14 protein-coding genes and 1 pseudogene are annotated in these 16,571 nt (G+C 73.4%); 4 read left to right on the top strand and 11 right to left on the bottom strand.

Features of this window, described 5'->3' with window-relative positions; translation table 11 throughout:
• Positions 1–199 precede the first annotated feature (199 nt).
• A complete protein-coding gene (locus ACFQLX_RS08620) occupies positions 200–487 on the bottom strand; it encodes an acylphosphatase (protein WP_386413671.1) in 288 nt (95 codons plus the stop codon).
• A 153-nt stretch (positions 488–640) separates the two neighbouring features.
• Between ACFQLX_RS08620 and ACFQLX_RS08615 the strand changes: the two genes are divergently transcribed.
• The gene (locus tag ACFQLX_RS08615; RefSeq protein ID WP_386413533.1) at positions 641–1,501 is read left to right on the top strand and encodes a CAP domain-containing protein; all 861 of its coding nucleotides are present in this window, start codon (positions 641–643) and stop codon (positions 1,499–1,501) included.
• Between the two features lie 48 nt (positions 1,502–1,549).
• Here the strand turns inward: ACFQLX_RS08615 and mutM are convergent, their stop codons facing one another.
• From mutM to recG, 8 genes are all read right to left on the bottom strand, one after another.
• Entirely contained in the window at positions 1,550–2,407 is an 858-nt protein-coding gene (mutM, locus tag ACFQLX_RS08610; protein WP_386413531.1) for a bifunctional DNA-formamidopyrimidine glycosylase/DNA-(apurinic or apyrimidinic site) lyase, read from the bottom strand.
• Between the two features lie 75 nt (positions 2,408–2,482).
• A complete protein-coding gene (gene rnc, locus ACFQLX_RS08605; RefSeq protein WP_386413530.1) occupies positions 2,483–3,226 on the bottom strand; it encodes a ribonuclease III in 744 nt (247 codons plus the stop codon).
• A 21-nt stretch (positions 3,227–3,247) separates the two neighbouring features.
• On the bottom strand, positions 3,248–3,421 hold the full coding sequence (gene rpmF, locus ACFQLX_RS08600; RefSeq protein WP_003951102.1) for a 50S ribosomal protein L32: 174 nt from the start codon (positions 3,419–3,421) through the stop codon (positions 3,248–3,250).
• A gap of 2 nt (positions 3,422–3,423) precedes the next feature.
• A complete protein-coding gene (locus ACFQLX_RS08595) occupies positions 3,424–4,029 on the bottom strand; it encodes a YceD family protein (RefSeq protein WP_386413669.1) in 606 nt (201 codons plus the stop codon).
• A 142-nt stretch (positions 4,030–4,171) separates the two neighbouring features.
• Positions 4,172–5,332, bottom strand: a complete 1,161-nt coding sequence (locus tag ACFQLX_RS08590) for a cell division initiation protein (protein ID WP_386413529.1) — start codon at positions 5,330–5,332, stop codon at positions 4,172–4,174.
• 40 nt (positions 5,333–5,372) lie between these two features.
• Positions 5,373–5,852: a pantetheine-phosphate adenylyltransferase gene (coaD, locus tag ACFQLX_RS08585; protein ID WP_386413528.1), complete on the bottom strand. Its 480-nt coding sequence runs from the start codon at positions 5,850–5,852 to the stop codon at positions 5,373–5,375.
• 62 nt (positions 5,853–5,914) lie between these two features.
• Positions 5,915–6,481 carry a 16S rRNA (guanine(966)-N(2))-methyltransferase RsmD gene (gene rsmD / locus ACFQLX_RS08580; RefSeq protein WP_386413527.1) on the bottom strand — a complete coding sequence of 189 codons (567 nt, stop codon included), beginning with the start codon at positions 6,479–6,481 and terminating at the stop codon, positions 5,915–5,917.
• Positions 6,482–6,805: 324 nt separating this feature from the next.
• Positions 6,806–9,016 (bottom strand): ATP-dependent DNA helicase RecG, encoded by a 2,211-nt coding sequence (recG, locus tag ACFQLX_RS08575; protein WP_386413526.1) that lies wholly within the window; start codon positions 9,014–9,016, stop codon positions 6,806–6,808.
• A gap of 236 nt (positions 9,017–9,252) precedes the next feature.
• On the opposite strand from recG, the gene ACFQLX_RS08570 reads away from it, so the two are divergent.
• Together ACFQLX_RS08570 and ACFQLX_RS08565 are read left to right on the top strand one after the other, a co-directional pair.
• The gene (locus ACFQLX_RS08570; RefSeq protein WP_386413525.1) at positions 9,253–11,091 is read left to right on the top strand and encodes an HSP90 family protein; all 1,839 of its coding nucleotides are present in this window, start codon (positions 9,253–9,255) and stop codon (positions 11,089–11,091) included.
• The gene (locus ACFQLX_RS08565) at positions 11,088–13,988 is read left to right on the top strand and encodes a tetratricopeptide repeat protein (protein ID WP_386413523.1); all 2,901 of its coding nucleotides are present in this window, start codon (positions 11,088–11,090) and stop codon (positions 13,986–13,988) included. Before ACFQLX_RS08570 ends, ACFQLX_RS08565 begins: the two co-directional genes overlap by 4 nt.
• 64 nt (positions 13,989–14,052) lie before the next feature.
• Here ACFQLX_RS08565 and ACFQLX_RS08560 read toward each other — a convergent pair whose 3' ends face one another.
• The gene (locus tag ACFQLX_RS08560; protein WP_386413521.1) at positions 14,053–15,714 is read right to left on the bottom strand and encodes a DAK2 domain-containing protein; all 1,662 of its coding nucleotides are present in this window, start codon (positions 15,712–15,714) and stop codon (positions 14,053–14,055) included.
• Positions 15,715–15,955: 241 nt separating this feature from the next.
• Between ACFQLX_RS08560 and rpmB the strand changes: the two genes are divergently transcribed.
• Entirely contained in the window at positions 15,956–16,141 is a 186-nt protein-coding gene (gene rpmB, locus ACFQLX_RS08555; RefSeq protein ID WP_323377755.1) for a 50S ribosomal protein L28, read from the top strand.
• A 200-nt stretch (positions 16,142–16,341) separates the two neighbouring features.
• On the opposite strand, the pseudogene ACFQLX_RS08550 reads toward rpmB, so the two are convergent.
• Positions 16,342–16,571, bottom strand: a pseudogene (locus ACFQLX_RS08550) (ATP-binding protein); the annotation flags it as partial.

Here is a 16,571-nt window from a genome sequence, read left to right as displayed (position 1 = left end):
GCGTCTCACCAAATAGTTTGACGGTCAACACGATCACGCCCCGTATCCGTGGGCGCTGCCTCAGCGGGCGCGCTCCGGGGGCGTGTGGACCGATCAATCGATCGCAGCTTTCCATGACCGGGCCGACTTGGCAACCCGCAGGTCATGGCAGGTCGGCGGGTGGGGCCCAAGATCGGGGCGGGAAGCGCCCGGCAGGCGCTCAGCGGATCTCGAAAGTCGGATAAGCGCCGCGCGGTACGTCCCAGATCTCGGTGACGCCGTCGACCCTCCCGGGCGTGTCGGGACCCGTCAGCCACGTCAGCAGAAGCTCACAGGATTCCTTGGGCCCCTCGGCCACCACCTGCACCCTGCCGTCGGTGAGATTCGTCGCAAAGCCGGACAGTCCACCGATTTCCAGTGCGGTGGCGCGGGTGTACCAGCGGAAGCCAACTCCCTGGACGCGCCCGCGAATCCAGGCGGTGAGGCGGACGTCGGGGGCTTCGTTCAGTGCTTCGTTCACGCATCCACGCTATCCGGACGTTTCCGTCGGGCAGGTTGCGGGATCGCGCCATGGGCTAGAGTCACGGTTCGATGACATGTCGCTCGTGTGAGTGAAGGTCATTACTGCAATTGACGTCTAGTCGCGTGAGGGATGAGTCAGATGGGTCGCCATCGACGCGAAGCAGACGCTACCGGACCCGTTTCCGTGGCGGCGCACCAGGGGGGCCGTAACGCAGCGAAGGGCCAGCACCGCAGGCAGAGCGCGGCCCGGGTCGGGATGCTGGGGGCGTCCGCGGCGGTAGCCGTCGGCGCGCTGGCGCTCGGCGGCGGCCTCGTCACCGCGGGGTCGGACCTCGACGGCGGCGATACGGGCAGCCAGCGGCTCCGGGCGGATTCGGCGAACTCGCTGGAGACGCAGTCGGGCGGCCAGGAGCCGACCGCCTCCCCCACGCCGTCCGCCGAGCCCTCGACGAAGGTGCCGACGCCTCGGGAGAAGCCGGCCGCCGAGGTCCCCGTACCGAAGTCCTCGCCCACGACGAAGGCGCCGGCGCCCACCGCCGAGCCGAGCACGCCGGCGCCCGCGCCCACCCCCACGGCGAAGGCACCCGCGCCCGCGAAGCCGGCCCCGCAGCCCGCCGACAGCACGGCCGCCGCGGAGGCGGAGGTCCTGCGGCTCGTCAACCAGGAGCGCGCGCAGGCCGGCTGCCGCCCGGTGGAGGCGAGCGCCCCGCTGGCGAAGCTGGCCGGCGACTTCAGCGCGGACATGGCGGCCCGGGACTTCTTCGACCACACCGACCCCGACGGCGACGACCCCTGGGAGCGCGCCGAGGCGGCGGGCGTGACGGACCTGGGCGGCGAGAACATAGCCGTGGGCCAGGCGAACGCCCAGTCGGTGATGGATGCCTGGATGGACTCCGACGGCCACCGCGCGAACATCCTGAACTGCGAGTTCACCACGCTGGGCGTGGGCGTCCACTTCGGTGGCGGCGGCCCTTGGTGGACGCAGAGCTTCGGCTACTGAGCGCTTCGGCTGCTGAGCGGACCCCCGCGCCCCGCCTCCGGCCTCCCGTCAGGCCGGGCGCGGGGCGCGCTGGCAGCGGGGGCAGAAGTAGCTGGAGCGGTTCATCCACGGGCGGCGGCTGATGGGGGCGCCGCAGCGGCGGCAGGGCTCGTCCTCGCGGCCGTACGCGTCCAGGGAGCGGTCGAAGTAGCCCGACTCCCCGTTGACGTTGACGTACAGGGCGTCGAAGCTCGTGCCGCCCTGGGCCAGGGCCGCGGTCATGACGTCGCGGACGTGGGTGAGGAGCTCCGCCGTGCGGGGGCGGGTGAGCGTCGCCGTTTCGCGCTCGTAGTGCAGGCGGGCGCGCCACAGCGCCTCGTCGGCGTAGATGTTGCCCACGCCGCTGATCAGGGACTGGTCGAGGAGCGCGCGCTTGACCGTGGTGCGCTTGCGGCGCAGGGCCGCCGCGAACGCCTCGTCGTCGAACTCCGGGTCCAGCGGGTCGCGGGCGATGTGGGCGATGACGTCCGGCAGGCCGCCGGCGGTCTCCGGGTGCAGGGAGAGGCCGCCGAAGGTGCGCTGGTCGACGAAGCGCAGCTCGGTCCGTCTGTCGTCGGTGAAGCGGAGCCGGATCCGCAGGTGCTTCTCCTCCGGCGCGGACTCCGGCTGGACGAGGAGCTGGCCGCTCATCCCGAGGTGCGCCAGCAGTGCGCTGCCCTCGTCGGCGAGGGGGATCCAGAGGTACTTGCCACGCCGGCGCGGCTCACCGAGGGTGCGGCCCTTGAGCCTGGCGGCGAAGTCCGTGCCGCCGCCGGCATGGCGACGGACGGCACGCGGATGCCGTACCTCCGCCTCCCCCACGGTCCGCCCGGCGACCCACTGCGCGAGTCCGCGCCGTACGACTTCCACTTCGGGCAACTCGGGCATGGTCTCCTCCGGGAGTGCGGGGGCGGGACCCCCGGAGCGCGGCCTGCGCCGCGCACCGGGAACCCCGCGAGGGAACTACGCGGAGGTGGGCGTCTCGGCGGCTGCCGCCACCCGCGCGTCCGCCGCCGCGCGGATCTCGCGCCACGCGGTCTCCGCCGCCTGCTGCTCCGCTTCCTTCTTGCTGCGGCCAGTGCCAGTGCCGTACGCGACACCACCGACGCGAGCTGCAGCCGTGAAGGTCTTCTCGTGGTCCGGCCCGGTCTCCGAGACCAGGTACTCGGGCACGCCCAGGCCCTCCGCCGCGGTCAGCTCCTGCAGGGAGGTCTTCCAGTCCAGCCCGGCGCCCAGTCCGGCGGACTTCTCGATCAGCGGGTCGAAGAGCCGGTGGATCAGCTCCGAGGCCGCCGCCAGGCCCTTGTCCAGGTAGACCGCGCCGATGACCGCCTCCAGCGTGTCCGCCAGGATCGACGCCTTGTCGCGGCCGCCCGTGCCCTCCTCGCCCTTGCCGAGCATGACGAACGAGCCGAGGTCGAGACCGCGGCCCACGTCGGCGAGCGCACGGGAGTTGACGACCGCCGCACGCAGCTTCGCCAACTGGCCCTCGGGCAGCTCGGGGTGGGTGTTGTAGAGGGTGTCGGTGACGACCAGGCCCAGGACGGAGTCCCCGAGGAACTCAAGGCGCTCGTTGGTCGGCAGACCGCCGTGCTCGTAGGCGTAGGAGCGGTGCGTCAGCGCACGCACCAGAAGGGCGGACTCGAGCTGGTAGCCGAGCCGCCCTTCCAGAAGTGCGTGGGACGAGGCCTTGTTGTCGGATGACATATCAGCCGTATCCCTCGCCGATCAGACCTCGAGGACCTGACGCTTGTTGTAGGTGCCGCAGCTCGGGCACGCGATGTGCTGCTGCTTCGGCTCGTGGCAGCGCTCGCACGCCACCAGGGTCGGAACCGCAGCCTTCCACTGCGACCGGCGGTGGCGCGTGTTGCTGCGCGACATCTTCCGCTTGGGAACAGCCACGGCTACTTCTCCTGGTTCTCGTCGGCGCCGCCCGCGGCACCGCTCATGTCGATATCCTTCAAGGCCGCCCACCGGATGTCGGTGACCTCGTGCTGGTGGTCCGGGTCGTCCGCCAGCCGTGCTCCGCACTCGGAGCACAGACCGGGGCAGTCGTCCTGGCACACCGGCTGCAACGGCAGTGCGAGCACCACCGCGTCACGCAGCACGGGCTCGAGGTCGACCAGGTCGTCCTCGAGATAGTGCGTCTCCTGCTCGGACTCCTCATCGCCGGGCTCTGTGTCGAAGACACGGCCCCGGTGATCGGACTCCGGGTAGGAGTACATCTCCTGGAAGTCCACATCGATTTTCTGTTCGATGGGCTCCAGACACCTTACGCACTCACCCTTGACCGGTGCATGGGCGGTGCCTGTGACAAGCACCCCTTCCATGACCGACTCGAGCCGGATGTCCAGCTCGACGGGCGCGCCCTCCGGCACCCCTATGACCTCGATACCGAGATCCGCGGGGGCCGCCACGGAGCGGGTCAGCTTCTTCATTGCGCCGGGACGGCGGCCGAGCTCACGTGTGTCGAACACGAGAGGTGCGCGGTGATCCAGTCGGGCGTTCAGAGCTTTCCTGCTTTCATGCTCCCCGCCTGGTCAGGGGCAGGGAAGGGCGACGCGAACATTCAGGATACTGGACGATCGCGCAGAGACCCAATCCGGGTCGCGGCGGGCGGCAGGCCCCTCCCGCCGCGGGGGCGGACGCGGGTCAGCGCCCCTGCTCGTACTGCCGCAGCTGGTCGAGGTCGATCATGCTGGTGTCGAAGAGGCTGGTCTCGTCCAGCGCGCTGCCGCCCTGCGGGTAGGCGCCGGGCTGCTGGTGCTGCTGCGGGGCGCTGTGGTGGCCCTGCTGCTGCCAGTACGGCTCGGGCTGCTGCTGGTAGTTCTGGGCCGCCGACTGCGCGTACTGGGGGTCGCGCATGCCGTACGGGTCGTCCTGGACGCCGTAGTCCTGCGCCGGGTAGGAACCGGACTGGTAGCCGTCGGGCTGCTGGTAGCCCTCCTGGGGATAGCCGTCCTGCGGGTAGGCGCCGGGCTGCTGCTCGTAGTAGCGCGGCTGCTCCGGTACGGCGGCGGGCGCGGGCTGCTGCGCGGGCTCGGGGGCCTGCGCCTGCGCCTGCGGGGCCGGGTGGCGGTCCGCGGCCAGGTCGGCGAGGAAGCCCTCGTCGGAGAGCTGGTGCGGGATCGCGGGGCCCTCGTCCTGGCCGGCGATGTGGGCGGTCAGCTCCTCGATGGGCCTGGCCTTGCCCTCCAGCTTCTGCCGGCCGCGGCCGACCGCCTCCAGGGTCTTGGACAGCACGTTCTCGAAGGCCTGGAACTGGGCCTCGATGTAATCCTCGGCCCGGCGCCGCTGCTCCGCCGGGTCCGCGCCGGGCCCGGGGGCCTCCTCGAAGCCCTCGGCGTACCCCTCCTGGGGATAGGGCTCGCCGTGGCCGAGCAGCTTGGCGCGGCCGCGGTCGACGGAGCCGATGGTCTTGGTGAGGACGACCTCGAAGTTGGCGAGCTTGCTGTCGACGTAGTCGTCGGCATCGGCGCGGATCTCCGCGGCCTCCTGGCGGGCCTCGGTGAGGAGGCGCTCGGCCTGCTCCTGGGCGCGCAGCACCAGCTCCGTCTGCGAGAGCAGCTCGCCGCGCTCGGCGCGGGCCTGCTCGACGATCCGCTCGGCCTCCTGGCGGGCCTGCTCGGCCAGCTGCTCGTGGCCGCCGATCAGCTCCCGGGCCTGGGCGAGCGAGCCGGGCAGCGCCGCGCGCACCTCCTCCAGCATGCCGAGCAGCTCCGTGCGGTTGAGCACGCAGGATGCCGACATGGGCATGGACCTGGCGCCCTCGACGGCGGAGACGATCTCGTCGAGCCTCTTCTGTACGTCCATGGGGGAAGACTCTACGGCTTGGGCGTCCGCCCGCGTGCGGCTACTCCTGCGCCAGGCGTTCGCCCAGGGCCCGGGCCACGAGCGCGGGGACGTGCTGGGTGACGTCGCCGCCCCAGGCCGCGACCTCCTTGACCAGGCTGGAGGAGAGGAAGCTGTGCAGCGGGTTGGTGGGGATGAAGAGGGTCTCCACGCCCGAGAGGCCGTGGTTCATCTGCGCCATCTGCAGCTCGTAGTCGAAGTCGGAGACCGCTCGCAGGCCCTTGACGATGGCGGGGATGTCGCGCTGCTTGCAGAAGTCGACCAGGAGGCCGTGGTACGCCTCGACGCGGATGTTGCCGTACTCGGCCGTGCAGCGGCGGATGAGGTCGATCCGCTCGTCGACGTCGAACAGGCCCTTCTTGGACTTGTTGATCATCACGGTGACGTACACCTCGTCGTACAGCTTCGAGGCGCGGGCGATGATGTCGAGGTGTCCGTTGGTGATCGGGTCGAAGGACCCAGGACAGACTGCGCGGCGCACGTGCGCTTCCTTTCCATGGGGAGCGGCTGTGTTTTCCGGCTTCTCCGGCCGCTCCGGGACCGTCATGCGGCGGCGCGACCGTACCAGAGCGTGCCTTCGCCGTAGGTGCGGGACCGCAGCGGCTCGAACCCGTCCGGCCACGGGAACGCGCCGCCCCGGGTGCTGCGCTCCACGGTGGCGAGCGCGTCCTCGCTGAGCCAGCCCTGCGTGCGGAGTGTGAGCAGGATCTCCCGCACGGCGTCGTCCGCGACGGCGTACGGGGGGTCGAGGAAGACCACGTCGTACGGGGCGGGGGGCGGGCCTGCTGTCAGCACCTGCTCGGCCTTGGCGGCGCGGACCTCCGCGCCGGGGAGGGCTAGGCCGGCTACGTTGTCGCGGATCACTCGGGCCGCGCGGGGGTCGGCCTCCACCAGGAGGGCGTGGGTCGCTCCGCGGGAGAGGGACTCCAGTCCTACCGCGCCCGAGCCCGCGTAGAGGTCTAGTACGCGTTGGCCTTGCAGGGGGCCGTGGAGGGACTCCCAGGTGGAGAAGAGGCCTTCGCGGGCGCGGTCCGAGGTGGGGCGGGTGCCGGTGCCCGGGGGGACGGCGAGGCGGCGGCCTCGGGCGGTTCCGGCGATCACGCGTGTCATGGGTCCAGGGTAGTGGTGCGCTGGGGTGGGGACTCTCCGGTGTTCGTGAGGGGTGGGCTGCTTCGCGTTGTGGGGGCGGGCTGCTTCGCGTCGTTGGGGCGGGGCCTCTCCGCGACAACTCCGAAAAGCCATAGGGATTTACTGGCCATCGGTCGGTTTGCTGCTCTGTCGGGGGCCTGCGTTGCGGTGCGTCTTTTCGGAGTCGTCGCTCCGGGCCCCTCACACGGGCGGGTGGGTTCCTGGTGCGCTCGGGGGGCGTTCTCGATCCGGGTCCTCACGCGGGCTGCCGGGTTCCTGTTGCGCTCGGGGGTGCGTCGCTCCGGGTCAGCCCTTGTCCAGGTATTCCTCTCGTTCTGGGTTGAGGAGGGTTTGGAGGGCGCTGTGTAGTTCCGGGTAGGACGTGAGGTCCGGGTCCTGGGTGACCAGGGTGGTGGCCTCCTCGCGGGCTGCTTCGATCACCTCCTCGTCGTCGATCACCGTGAGCATGCGGAGGCTGGAGCGGGTTCCCGACTGGGCCTGGCCCAGGACGTCGCCCTCGCGGCGCTGCTCCAGGTCGATGCGGGAGAGTTCGAAGCCGTCGAGGGTGGAGGCCACCGCGTCCAGGCGGGTGCGGGCCGGGGAGCCCTCCGGCATCTCGGTGACCAGGAGGCACAGGCCGGGAGCGGAGCCCCGGCCCACGCGGCCGCGGAGCTGGTGGAGTTGGGAGACGCCGAAGCGGTCGGCGTCCATGACGACCATGACCGTGGCGTTGGGGACGTTCACTCCGACCTCGATGACCGTGGTGGCGACCAGGACGTCCACCTCGCCGGCGGTGAAGCGGCGCATCACCTCGTCCTTGGCGTCCGGCTGCATCCTGCCGTGCAGCACCGCCACGCGCAGGCCGGACAGCGGGCCCGCGCTCAGCTGCTCGGCGATGTCCACGACGGCCAGCGGGGGGCGCTTGTCCGCCAGGTCCTCCGCCGAGGGGGTCTCCTGCGACTTCCGCGCGGCCTCCGGCTCCTCGTCGCCGATGCGCGGGCACACCACGTACACCTGGTGGCCGGCGGCGACCTCCTCGCGGACCCGGTCCCAGGTGCGGGCGAGGAAGTGGGGCTTGTCGGCGGCGGGGACGACGTGGCTGGCGATCGGGGAGCGGCCGGCGGGCAGTTCGTCCAGGACGGAGGTCTCCAGGTCGCCGAAGACGGTCATCGCGACCGTGCGCGGGATGGGGGTGGCCGTCATGACCAGCAGGTGCGGGGTGTGCTTCCGGCTCTTGGCGCGCAGGGCGTCGCGCTGCTCCACGCCGAAGCGGTGCTGCTCGTCGACCACGACCAGGCCGAGGTCGTGGAAGAGCACCTTGTCCTCGATCAGCGCGTGGGTGCCGATGACGATGCCCGCCTCACCGGTGGCGATCTCCAGCAGGGCCCGGCGGCGGGCGGCTGCGCCCATCGAGCCGGTGAGCAGGGTCACCTTGGTGCCGTGCGCGGAGCCGCCGAGCAGGCCGCCCTCGGCGAGGTCGCCCATCATCTCCGTGAGGGAGCGCTGGTGCTGCTGGGCGAGCACCTCGGTGGGCGCGAGCAGCGCCGCCTGGCCGCCGGAGTCGACGACGGCCAGCATGGCGCGCAGCGCGACCAGCGTCTTGCCCGAGCCGACCTCGCCCTGCAGCAGCCGGTGCATCGGGTGCTCGGTGGCCAGGTCCGTGAGGATCTCGCCGGAGACGCGCTGCTGGCCCGCGGTGAGGGTGAAGGGCAGGCGGGTGTCGAAGTCGGCGAGGATGCCCTCGTCCGCCGGGCGGCGGGCGACGGCCGGGGCCTGGCTGTCGGCGAGGCGGCGGCGGGCCAGCGCGACCTGCAGGACGAACGCCTCGTCCCACTTCAGCCGGGCGCGGGCGAACTCGATGTCCGCCCTGCTGCGGGGCCGGTGGACCTTTCGCAGGGCCTCGGGGAGCGTGGTGAGTCCGCGCGACTCGCGCAGCGCCGCCGGGACGGGGTCGACGACGCCCTCCCAGCCGCCGGCCTCCAGGGTGTCGAGCACCACCTCCACCGCCTGGTCGAGCTGCCAGGAGGCGAGGCGGGCGCAGGCCGGATAGATCGGGATGATCTTGTTCGCCCACTCCTCGGCCGTCTCCGCGCCGCTCTGGGCGTCGAGGACCTTGAACTCCGGGTGGGAGAGCTGGCGTTTGCGGTTGAAGACCGTGACCTTGCCGGCGAAGAGGCCGCGGCTGCCGGGCAGCAGCTGCTTCTGCGGCTGGAAGGCGCCGCGGCCGAAGAAGACCAGGGTGAGGCGCCCGCTGCCGTCGGTGATGACGACCTCCAGGCGCTTGCCGCGGCCCGCGCCGAGCATGGTGGCCTTCTCCACCTCCGCGACCACCGTCACGTGCTCGTCCAGCGGCAGCTCGCCCAGGCGGGTCAGCTCACCGCGCTCGGCATACCTCCTGGGGTAGTGGTGGAGCAGGTCCCCGACCGTGTGCAGGTCGAGTTGCTCGCCCATCACCTTCGCCGTGGGCGCGCCGAGGGTCTTCTTCAAAGGCTCATCCAGCACTGACACAGCGTCCATTGCACACCATGGGTCCGACAAGGCGGTGGGCGCGCCGGTGGGGAGCGGTGGACTCGGCGGTTCGGAGCAGCGGGAAGGGGCCGGAAGTGGGCCCGTACCACCAGGAATTCACTGGTCAACAGCGTCGGGCGCCACCTAGGATGACGGCCACTCGATGCTCTGTTCGCGGTTGCCCCCGTGCGGGCCCGCCCGACCCGCGCCGCCCTTGCCCGGGCCCCGACGGCGCCTGTGACCCCATGACTGACGAGACAGTCCGCACCCCGCATACGTTCCAGGTCGATCTGCGCGGCCTGGTCGACCTCCTCTCCCACCACCTCTACTCCAGCCCCCGCGTCTACCTGCGCGAGCTGCTGCAGAACGCCGTGGACGCCATCACCGCGCGCCGCGCGCTCGACCCGGACGCCCCGCAGCGGGTGCGCCTGCTCGCCGGCGGCGGTGAACTGCGCGTCACTGACAGCGGCGTGGGGCTCACCGAGTCCGACGTGCACAACCTGCTGGCCACCATCGGGCGCAGCTCCAAGCGCGGCATCGACGACGCCACGGGGCTGGAGAGCGCCCGCTCCGAGTTCCTGGGGCAGTTCGGCATCGGACTGCTGGCCTGCTTCGTCGTCGCCGACCGCATCCGCGTGGTCAGCCGCTCCGCGAAGGACCCGGGCGCCGCGCCGGTGGAGTGGACGGCGTGCGAGGACGGCTCGTACACCGTGCGCACCCTGCCCGACGACGTCCACCCCGAGCCGGGCACGACCGTCCACCTGAGCGCCCGGCCGGGCTGCGCGGAGTGGCTGGGCGAGCAGCGGGTGCTCGAACTCGCCCGCGACTTCGGCTCCCTGCTGCCGTACGACGTGCAGGTGGGCGGGCAGGGGATCTCCGAACTGCCGGCGCCGTGGGCGCGGACGTACCCGAGCCCCGGTGCGCGGCGGGTGGAGCTGGCCGGGCACTGCCACCGCACCTTCGGCTTCACGCCGCTGGACGCCGTCGACCTCGACGTGCCGCTCGCGGGCGTGCGCGGGGTGGCGTACGTGCTGCCCTCGGCGGTCTCCCCCGCGCAGCGCGCCGGGCACCGCGTGCACCTGAAGGGGATGCTGCTCACCGACCGGGCGGACACCCTGCTGCCCGAGTGGGCCTTCTTCGTGCGCTGCGTGGTCGACACCGACAGCCTGCGGCCGACCGCCTCGCGCGAGTCGCTGTACGAGGACGAGACCCTCGCCGGGGTGCGCGAGGCGCTCGGCGGGCGCATCCGCGACTGGCTGGCGGAGCTGGCGGCGGGTGAGCCGCAGCGGCTGGCGGAGTTCCTGAGCGTGCACCACCTGGGCGTGAAGTCGCTGGTGCGGCACGATCCGGAGCTGCTGGCGGTGATGCTGCCCTGGCTGCCGTTCGAGACGACGGAGGGGCAGGTGACGCTGGCGGAGTTCGCGCGGCGGCACGGCGTGGTCCATTTCACGCGCACCGTCGAGGAGTTCCGGCAGGTCGCGCCCATCGCGCAGGCGCAGGGCATCGGTGTGGTCAACGGCGGCTACACCTACGACGCGGAACTGGTCGAGCTGCTCCCCCGGGTGCTGCCCGGCACCTCGGTGGCGGAGCTGGACGCGGACGTCGTCACCGCGCACCTGGACGCCGTGGACGCGGACGCCGAGCTGGCGCTCGCGGGCTTCCTCGCGGTCGCGCGGGCGCGGCTGGACCCGCTGGGCTGCGATGTGGCGCTGCGCTCCTTCCACCCGGTGACCGTTCCGGCGCTGCATCTAGACGACCGGGCCTCGCGGCACGAGCGGGCGCGCTCGCAGGAGGCCGAGCAGGCGGACGACCTGTGGGCCGGGATCCTCGGTTCGCTGCGCGGCAGCGCGCCGCGCACCCGGCTCGTACTGAACCACCTCAACCCGCTGATCCGCCGGATCGCGGCGCTGGGCGACGCGGAGCTGGCGGGCACGGCGACCGAGGCGCTGTACGGGCAGGCGCTGCTGATGGCGCAGCGCCCGCTGCGGCCGGCCGACTCGGCGCTGCTGAACCGGGCGTTCATGGGACTGCTGGAGTGGGCCACTCCGGCGCGCGGGGACCACGAGAAGGAGGGCGGGCGATGAGCGACCCGCAGGAGACCACCGACATCCGCCACGCGCTGTGGGAGCTGGACCAGGCGGACGAGGGCGCCGGGCGCAACGCCCGCGCCGAGCGGCTGCTGGAGCGGGCGGAGGCCACCGGGGACCGGCCGCTGCTGGTCAGCGCGCTGTTCACGCTGATGAAGGCGTACAACTACAGCTCCGAGAAGGACAAGGCCTTCGTCCCGTACGCCCGCGCGCTGCGGATGTGGGACGAGCGGCCCGAGGACTTCGACGACTACAACTCCTACCGGCTGCACTGGATGGCCAAGTGGGTCTCCAGCGGCATGCTCGACCAGCCGCACATCCCCCTCGCCGCCATCGAGAAGTGGCAGACGGAGATGGAGCACCGCTACCGGCTCGCCGGCTACTCCGAGCGCGCGGTGCGCCAGGGCGAGCACCGCATCGCCCGCCATCTGGGCGACGAGGAGCGCGCGCAGCGGGCCTTCGAGGCGTGGCTGGCCGCGGACCGCGACCGGATGGCCGACTGCCACGCCTGCGAGCTGCACGGGCAGGGCTGGTGGCAGCAGCAGCGCGGCCTGGACGCCGAGGCGCTGGTGACCTGGGCGCCGGTGCTGGCCGGTACCCACACCTGCCTGCACGAGCCGCATGCGACGCTGGCCAGCTCGCTGCTGCCGCTGGTGCGGCTCGGACGGCCGGACGAGGCGCGGGCAAACCATCTGCGCGGCTACCGGATGGTGCGCCCGATGGAGTCGATGCGCGGCTCGGTGGCCTCGCACATCGAGTTCTGCGCGCTGACGGGCAACGAGGCGCGCGGGCTGGAGATCCTCGCCGAGCGGCCGGCGTACCTGACGGACGACGGCGAGCCCGACAGCCTGATGGACTATCTCGCGGTCACCTCGATGCTGATGCGGCGGCTGACCGCCCTCGGCCACGGGGCGCAGAGCGTGACCGGCCCCGCGGGACGCGAGTGGACGGCGGCGGAGCTGGCGGGGCACGCCGAGCGTGCGGCACTGGACCTCGCCGCCCGCTTCGACGAGCGCAACGGCACCACGGCGGTCAGCGGGCGGGTGCGCCTGCGCATCGGGCGCGAGCCGCTGGTCGAGCGGCTTCCGCTCGGGGTGCGGGCGGCGCGTCTCGCGGCTCCCGAGACTCCCGTCGTACCTGAAGTCACCGCTCCGGTACGGGACTTCGCCGCCCTCCTGGCCGAGGCGCGGCGCCTGTCGGAGGCGCTGGACCCGGACGCGGACCGGGCGTGGGCGGCGGCCGAGGCGGCGGCTCGGCGCGAGGGGGCCGCGCCGGGCGTACTGGAGCGGGCGGAGTTCGCCGCGCACCGGGCGGCCGGTCCGCAGCTGCCCGACGCGGAGGCGGTGGAGCTGCTGCGCACGGCGGCCGGTCTGTACGAGGAGGCCGGGGAGAAGGAGCGGGCCGCGGCGACCCGGGGCCGCGCGGCCTACGCGCTGGCGCTCGCCGGCGACCTCGCGCAGGCCCTGGCGGAGTCCGCGGCGGCGCTGGCGGACGTACGGGCCCTGCACGAGGCGGCCCGGGACGACGGCGCGCAGGGCGCCCGCCACCTGGCCGGCGCGCTGCTCTCCCGGGCCCGGGTGCTCGCCACCCTGGTCCACCGCGAGGAGGAGGCCGGGGAGCCGCCCTCCCCCGAGGACGCCGCCCGCGAGAGCGCCGAGGTGCTCGGCGAGCTGCTGGCGCTCACCGCCCCGTACGGGGACGACGTCCACCTCGCCGCCCGCGCCTCCGAGGCGCACCTGCGGCTCGGCGACCTGGCCGCCCACAGCGGCGACCCGGCGGCGGCCGCCGCCGGCTACCGGCGCGCGGCGCAGGCCGCCCAGGGCGCGGGGCTGCACTGGCTCGCCGTGCAGCCGCAGGCCCAACTCGCCCAGGCGAGCGCCCAGTCGGGCGACCTGGAGAGCGCCGAGCAGGCCGCGCTCGCCGCGCTGGAGCACGGCGCCCGGCTGCTGACGCCGCTCGGGTACGGCCAGCTGCACAACCTGCTGGCCGAGGTCTACGCCGACACCGGCCGCCTCCCGCAGGCCGCCGAGCACACGCTGCAGGCCGCGCACTGGGCGGACGAGGCGGGGCTGAGCGAGGGGCCGGGCGCCTGGTCGCGCTTCCGGCTGGGCGGGCTGTACAGGCAGCTCGGACGGACGGAGGAGGCGGCCGCCGTACTGGAGGCGGCGCTGGTCGACCTCTCGGCGGCCGAGCACGGCGAGGGCGCGCTCGTCCAGACCCGCTGGTGGCTGGGTGAACTCCTGCTGGACCGCCAGGAGTTCCGCGAGGCGGCCGAGCACTTCCTGCTGGCGGCCGAGATCGCCAAGGACTGGCCCGAGCAGATCGACCACGCCCGGCTGGCGCATCTGGCCGCCGGTGCGCTGCAGAACGCCGGGATGCAGGAGGAGGCCGGTCGGGCCTTCGAGCGCGCCGGCGAGCTGTGGCGGACGCTCGGCGACACGGTGGGCCTGGTCAAGACGCTGCGGGCGCGGGCCTGGCTGGCCGCGCCCGCGGACGGCGACGAGGAGTCGCCGCTGATGGACGAGGCGGTCGCGCTCTGCGCGCAGGCGTACGGGGCCGCGGCCGACGACGCCGGGCGGGCGCTGTTCGCCGACACCCTGCTGCAGGCCGCCGAACTGCACTCGAACCGGGCGCAGACGGAGGCGGCCTACGAGCGGGCGCTGTCGTACGCGCAGCGGGCCATCGCCCTGCACCGCGAGGCCGGCGACGCCGCGGCCGCGTCCACCGCGGAGCTGGCCGCCGGCTGGATCGAGGTGAACGGCTGCCACAGCGAGGCGGCCGCGGCCCGGGCCCGGCGGGTCCTCGCGGCCGAGGAGGGCGCGCAGGACGGGCAGGCGGAGCAGCGCCGCGCGGAGGCGCGGGAGTTGCTCGAGTACGTGGGGGACGAGGAGTAGTCCCTCCCCTCGACCGCAGCGGGGCGCGTGCCGGTGACGGTACGCGCCCCGCTGTCCATGCTGTCTATTCCACCCCGATCAGCAGCGGCGCCGGCTGCTGCCCGCCCTCGTAGACCACCGTGTCGACCGCGAGGTGGTGCTGCCGTACGTGCTTGCGCAGCGCCTCCCCCAGCCCGGCCGGGGCCGCCGGGCCCAGGACCAGGGTGACCAGCTCGCCGCCCGAGGCGAGCATCCGGTCCAGGACGTCCGCCGCCGTACCGGCGAGCTCCGCGCCGATCACCGCCACATCGCCCTCGATCAGCCCGAGGACGTCGCCGCGCTCGCAGATGCCGGCGGAGGTCCACGAGCGTTCCTCGGCGAGCAGCAGCTCCGCGTACCGGGTGGCGCCGGCGGCGGCGGTCATCGCCACCACGTCCTCGTCGAAGCGCCGCTGCGGCTCGTGCACGGCCAGCGCCGCGAGCCCCTGCACGGCGGCCCGGGTGGGGATCAGCGCCACGCGCACCCCGGCGGTACGGGCCTGCTCGACGGCGATGGCCGCGGCGTGCCGCAGAGCGGTGTCGTTGGGCAGCAGGACCACCTCCCGCGCGCCGGTCGCGGCGAGGGCCGCGGCGATCTCCCCGCTGGCGGGCGGCTCACCGGTGGCGGCCAGTACGGTCGTCGCGCCGGCCTCCGTACACAGGCGGGCCAGTCCTTGGCCGGGGACGACCAGGACGACCGCGCGGCCCTCGCGCGGGGCCTCGGCCTTCGGGGAGCCGCCGCAGAAGTGCGTGACCTGGATCCGGTGCGGGCGCCCGGCCTCGGTGCCGGCCTCCAGGGCGGCGCCGGGGTCGTCGACGTGGACGTGCACCCGCCACAGGCCGTCGCCGCCGCTGACGACGAGGGAGTCGCCCAGGGCGTCGAGCCGCTCGCGCAGCCGCCGCACGGCGGTGGCGTCGGCGTCCAGCAGGTAGACCACCTCGTACGCCGGGCCGCCGTGCGCGGTGTGGGGGTCGCCGTCGGAGGCGGCCCGTGCGGCCGAGGCGGCGGTGGAGGTGACGGCGGAGGCGGCGGGCGCGGCGACCGGGATCAGCCGCAGCGCCGAGCCGCCGCCGTCCAGGGCGTCGGCCAGCGCGCCCAGCACCGTGACCAGTCCGCTCCCCCCGGCGTCCACCACGCCCGCCTCGGCGAGCGCGGCCAGCTGGCCGGGGGTCGCGGCCAGCGCCTCGCGGGCGCCGGCGTGGGCGGCGCGGGCGACGGCTGCGGGGGCGGGATCCGGGTCGGAGTCGGGGCCGGCCGGCCCGGCGGCGCCGGCCGCTCCCGCGGCGACGCTCAGCATCGTGCCCTCGACCGGATGCGCCACCGCCTCCCGCGCGGCCGGCGCCGCCCGCCGCAGCGCCTCGCCCAGCCAGCGGCCGTCGGCCGGTATGCCGTCCGCGCAGCCTGCCGCCATCCCCCGCAGCAGCTGCGCCAGGATCGTCCCGGAGTTGCCGCGCGCGCCGAGCAGGGCGCCGTGCGCCATGGCGTGCATCACATCGCCGAAGGCCGGTTCGCGCTCCCCGTAGGCGGCCCAGACCGCCTCGACGGCCTGCGCCGCGGACTCCACCGTCAGATAGAGGTTCGTCCCCGTGTCGCCGTCCGCCACCGGGAAGACGTTGATGGCGTCGATCTGCGTCCGGGTGCGGCCCAGGGCCTCCAGGGCCAGGGCGCACCAGGTCCGTACGGAAGAGGCGTCCAGCACCTCTGGCACCGGGGCCTCCTAGTGGGCGGTCTCGTGAACGGCGGGCGACGGTGTACAGGCGGCAGCGTAATGTGTGGGCCCGCCCCGACTGTGAGCCGGGGCACAGCCCGGGCACCTGGGCGGACGGTGATTTCGTACCGCCACCCGGCCCGTAGTATGCTTCTCAGGTTGCCCGGTACATCCCGGGCCATTCCGCTCCGGAAGTCTTCCGGGCGGCGAACCGTAATCATCTGAAGTCTTTGGAGTGACCGTGGCTGCCAACTGCGACGTCTGCGGCAAGGGGCCGGGCTTCGGCAACAGCATCTCCCACTCGCACCGCCGTACTCCCCGTCGTTGGAACCCCAACATCCAGACGGTCCGTACGGTCATCGGTGGGACGCCGAAGCGCCTCAACGCCTGCACCTCGTGCATCAAGGCCGGCAAGGTCTCGCGCTGACGCTGCGAGCGGCTTTCCGGTTGCTTTGAGCCGGTCCCCCTTCGGGGTGGACCGGCTCTTCTGTACGCCCGCGCACCCGGCGGTCCGTACGCAACACCCCTGATGCGGAACGCCTGATACGACCCTGATACGACAAATGCCGAAGACCCCGCCGCTCTCCGGAGCGGCGGGGTCTTCGGCATGACCGGACGGGCCGGATCTCAGCGCAGCCGCGCCATCAGCGCGTGCTCGACCAGCGTGATCAGCGAGGACTTCGCCTCCGAGCGCTGGCGGGCGTCGGTGACGATGATCGGTGCCTCGGGCCCGATCTGCAGGGCCTCGCGCACCTCCTCGGGGGCGTACGGCTGGTGGCCGTCGAAGCCGTTGAGCGCGATCACGAAGGGCAGGCCGGAGTTCTCGAAGTAGTCCACGGCCGGGAAGCAGTCCGCCA

This window comes from Streptomyces polyrhachis (assembly GCF_042663125.1).
Taxonomy (GTDB): Bacteria; Actinomycetota; Actinomycetes; order Streptomycetales; family Streptomycetaceae; genus Streptomyces; species Streptomyces polyrhachii.
The sequence above is the reverse complement of the archived record's forward strand: the minus strand, read 5'-3'. Positions and strand labels throughout refer to the sequence as shown.

Bases quoted from the DNA above. Each gene is read 5' to 3' on its own strand.
- ACFQLX_RS08615 (WP_386413533.1), top strand. From the start codon at position 641: ATGGGTCGCCATCGACGCGAAGCAGACGCTACCGGACCCGTTTCCGTG.
- mutM (WP_386413531.1), bottom strand. From the start codon at position 2,407: ATGCCCGAGTTGCCCGAAGTGGAAGTCGTACGGCGCGGACTCGCGCAG.
- rnc (WP_386413530.1), bottom strand. From the start codon at position 3,226: ATGTCATCCGACAACAAGGCCTCGTCCCACGCACTTCTGGAAGGGCGG.
- ACFQLX_RS08590 (WP_386413529.1), bottom strand. From the start codon at position 5,332: ATGGACGTACAGAAGAGGCTCGACGAGATCGTCTCCGCCGTCGAGGGC.
- rsmD (WP_386413527.1), bottom strand. From the start codon at position 6,481: ATGACACGCGTGATCGCCGGAACCGCCCGAGGCCGCCGCCTCGCCGTC.
- recG (WP_386413526.1), bottom strand. From the start codon at position 9,016: ATGGACGCTGTGTCAGTGCTGGATGAGCCTTTGAAGAAGACCCTCGGC.
- ACFQLX_RS08570 (WP_386413525.1), top strand. From the start codon at position 9,253: ATGACTGACGAGACAGTCCGCACCCCGCATACGTTCCAGGTCGATCTG.
- ACFQLX_RS08565 (WP_386413523.1), top strand. From the start codon at position 11,088: ATGAGCGACCCGCAGGAGACCACCGACATCCGCCACGCGCTGTGGGAG.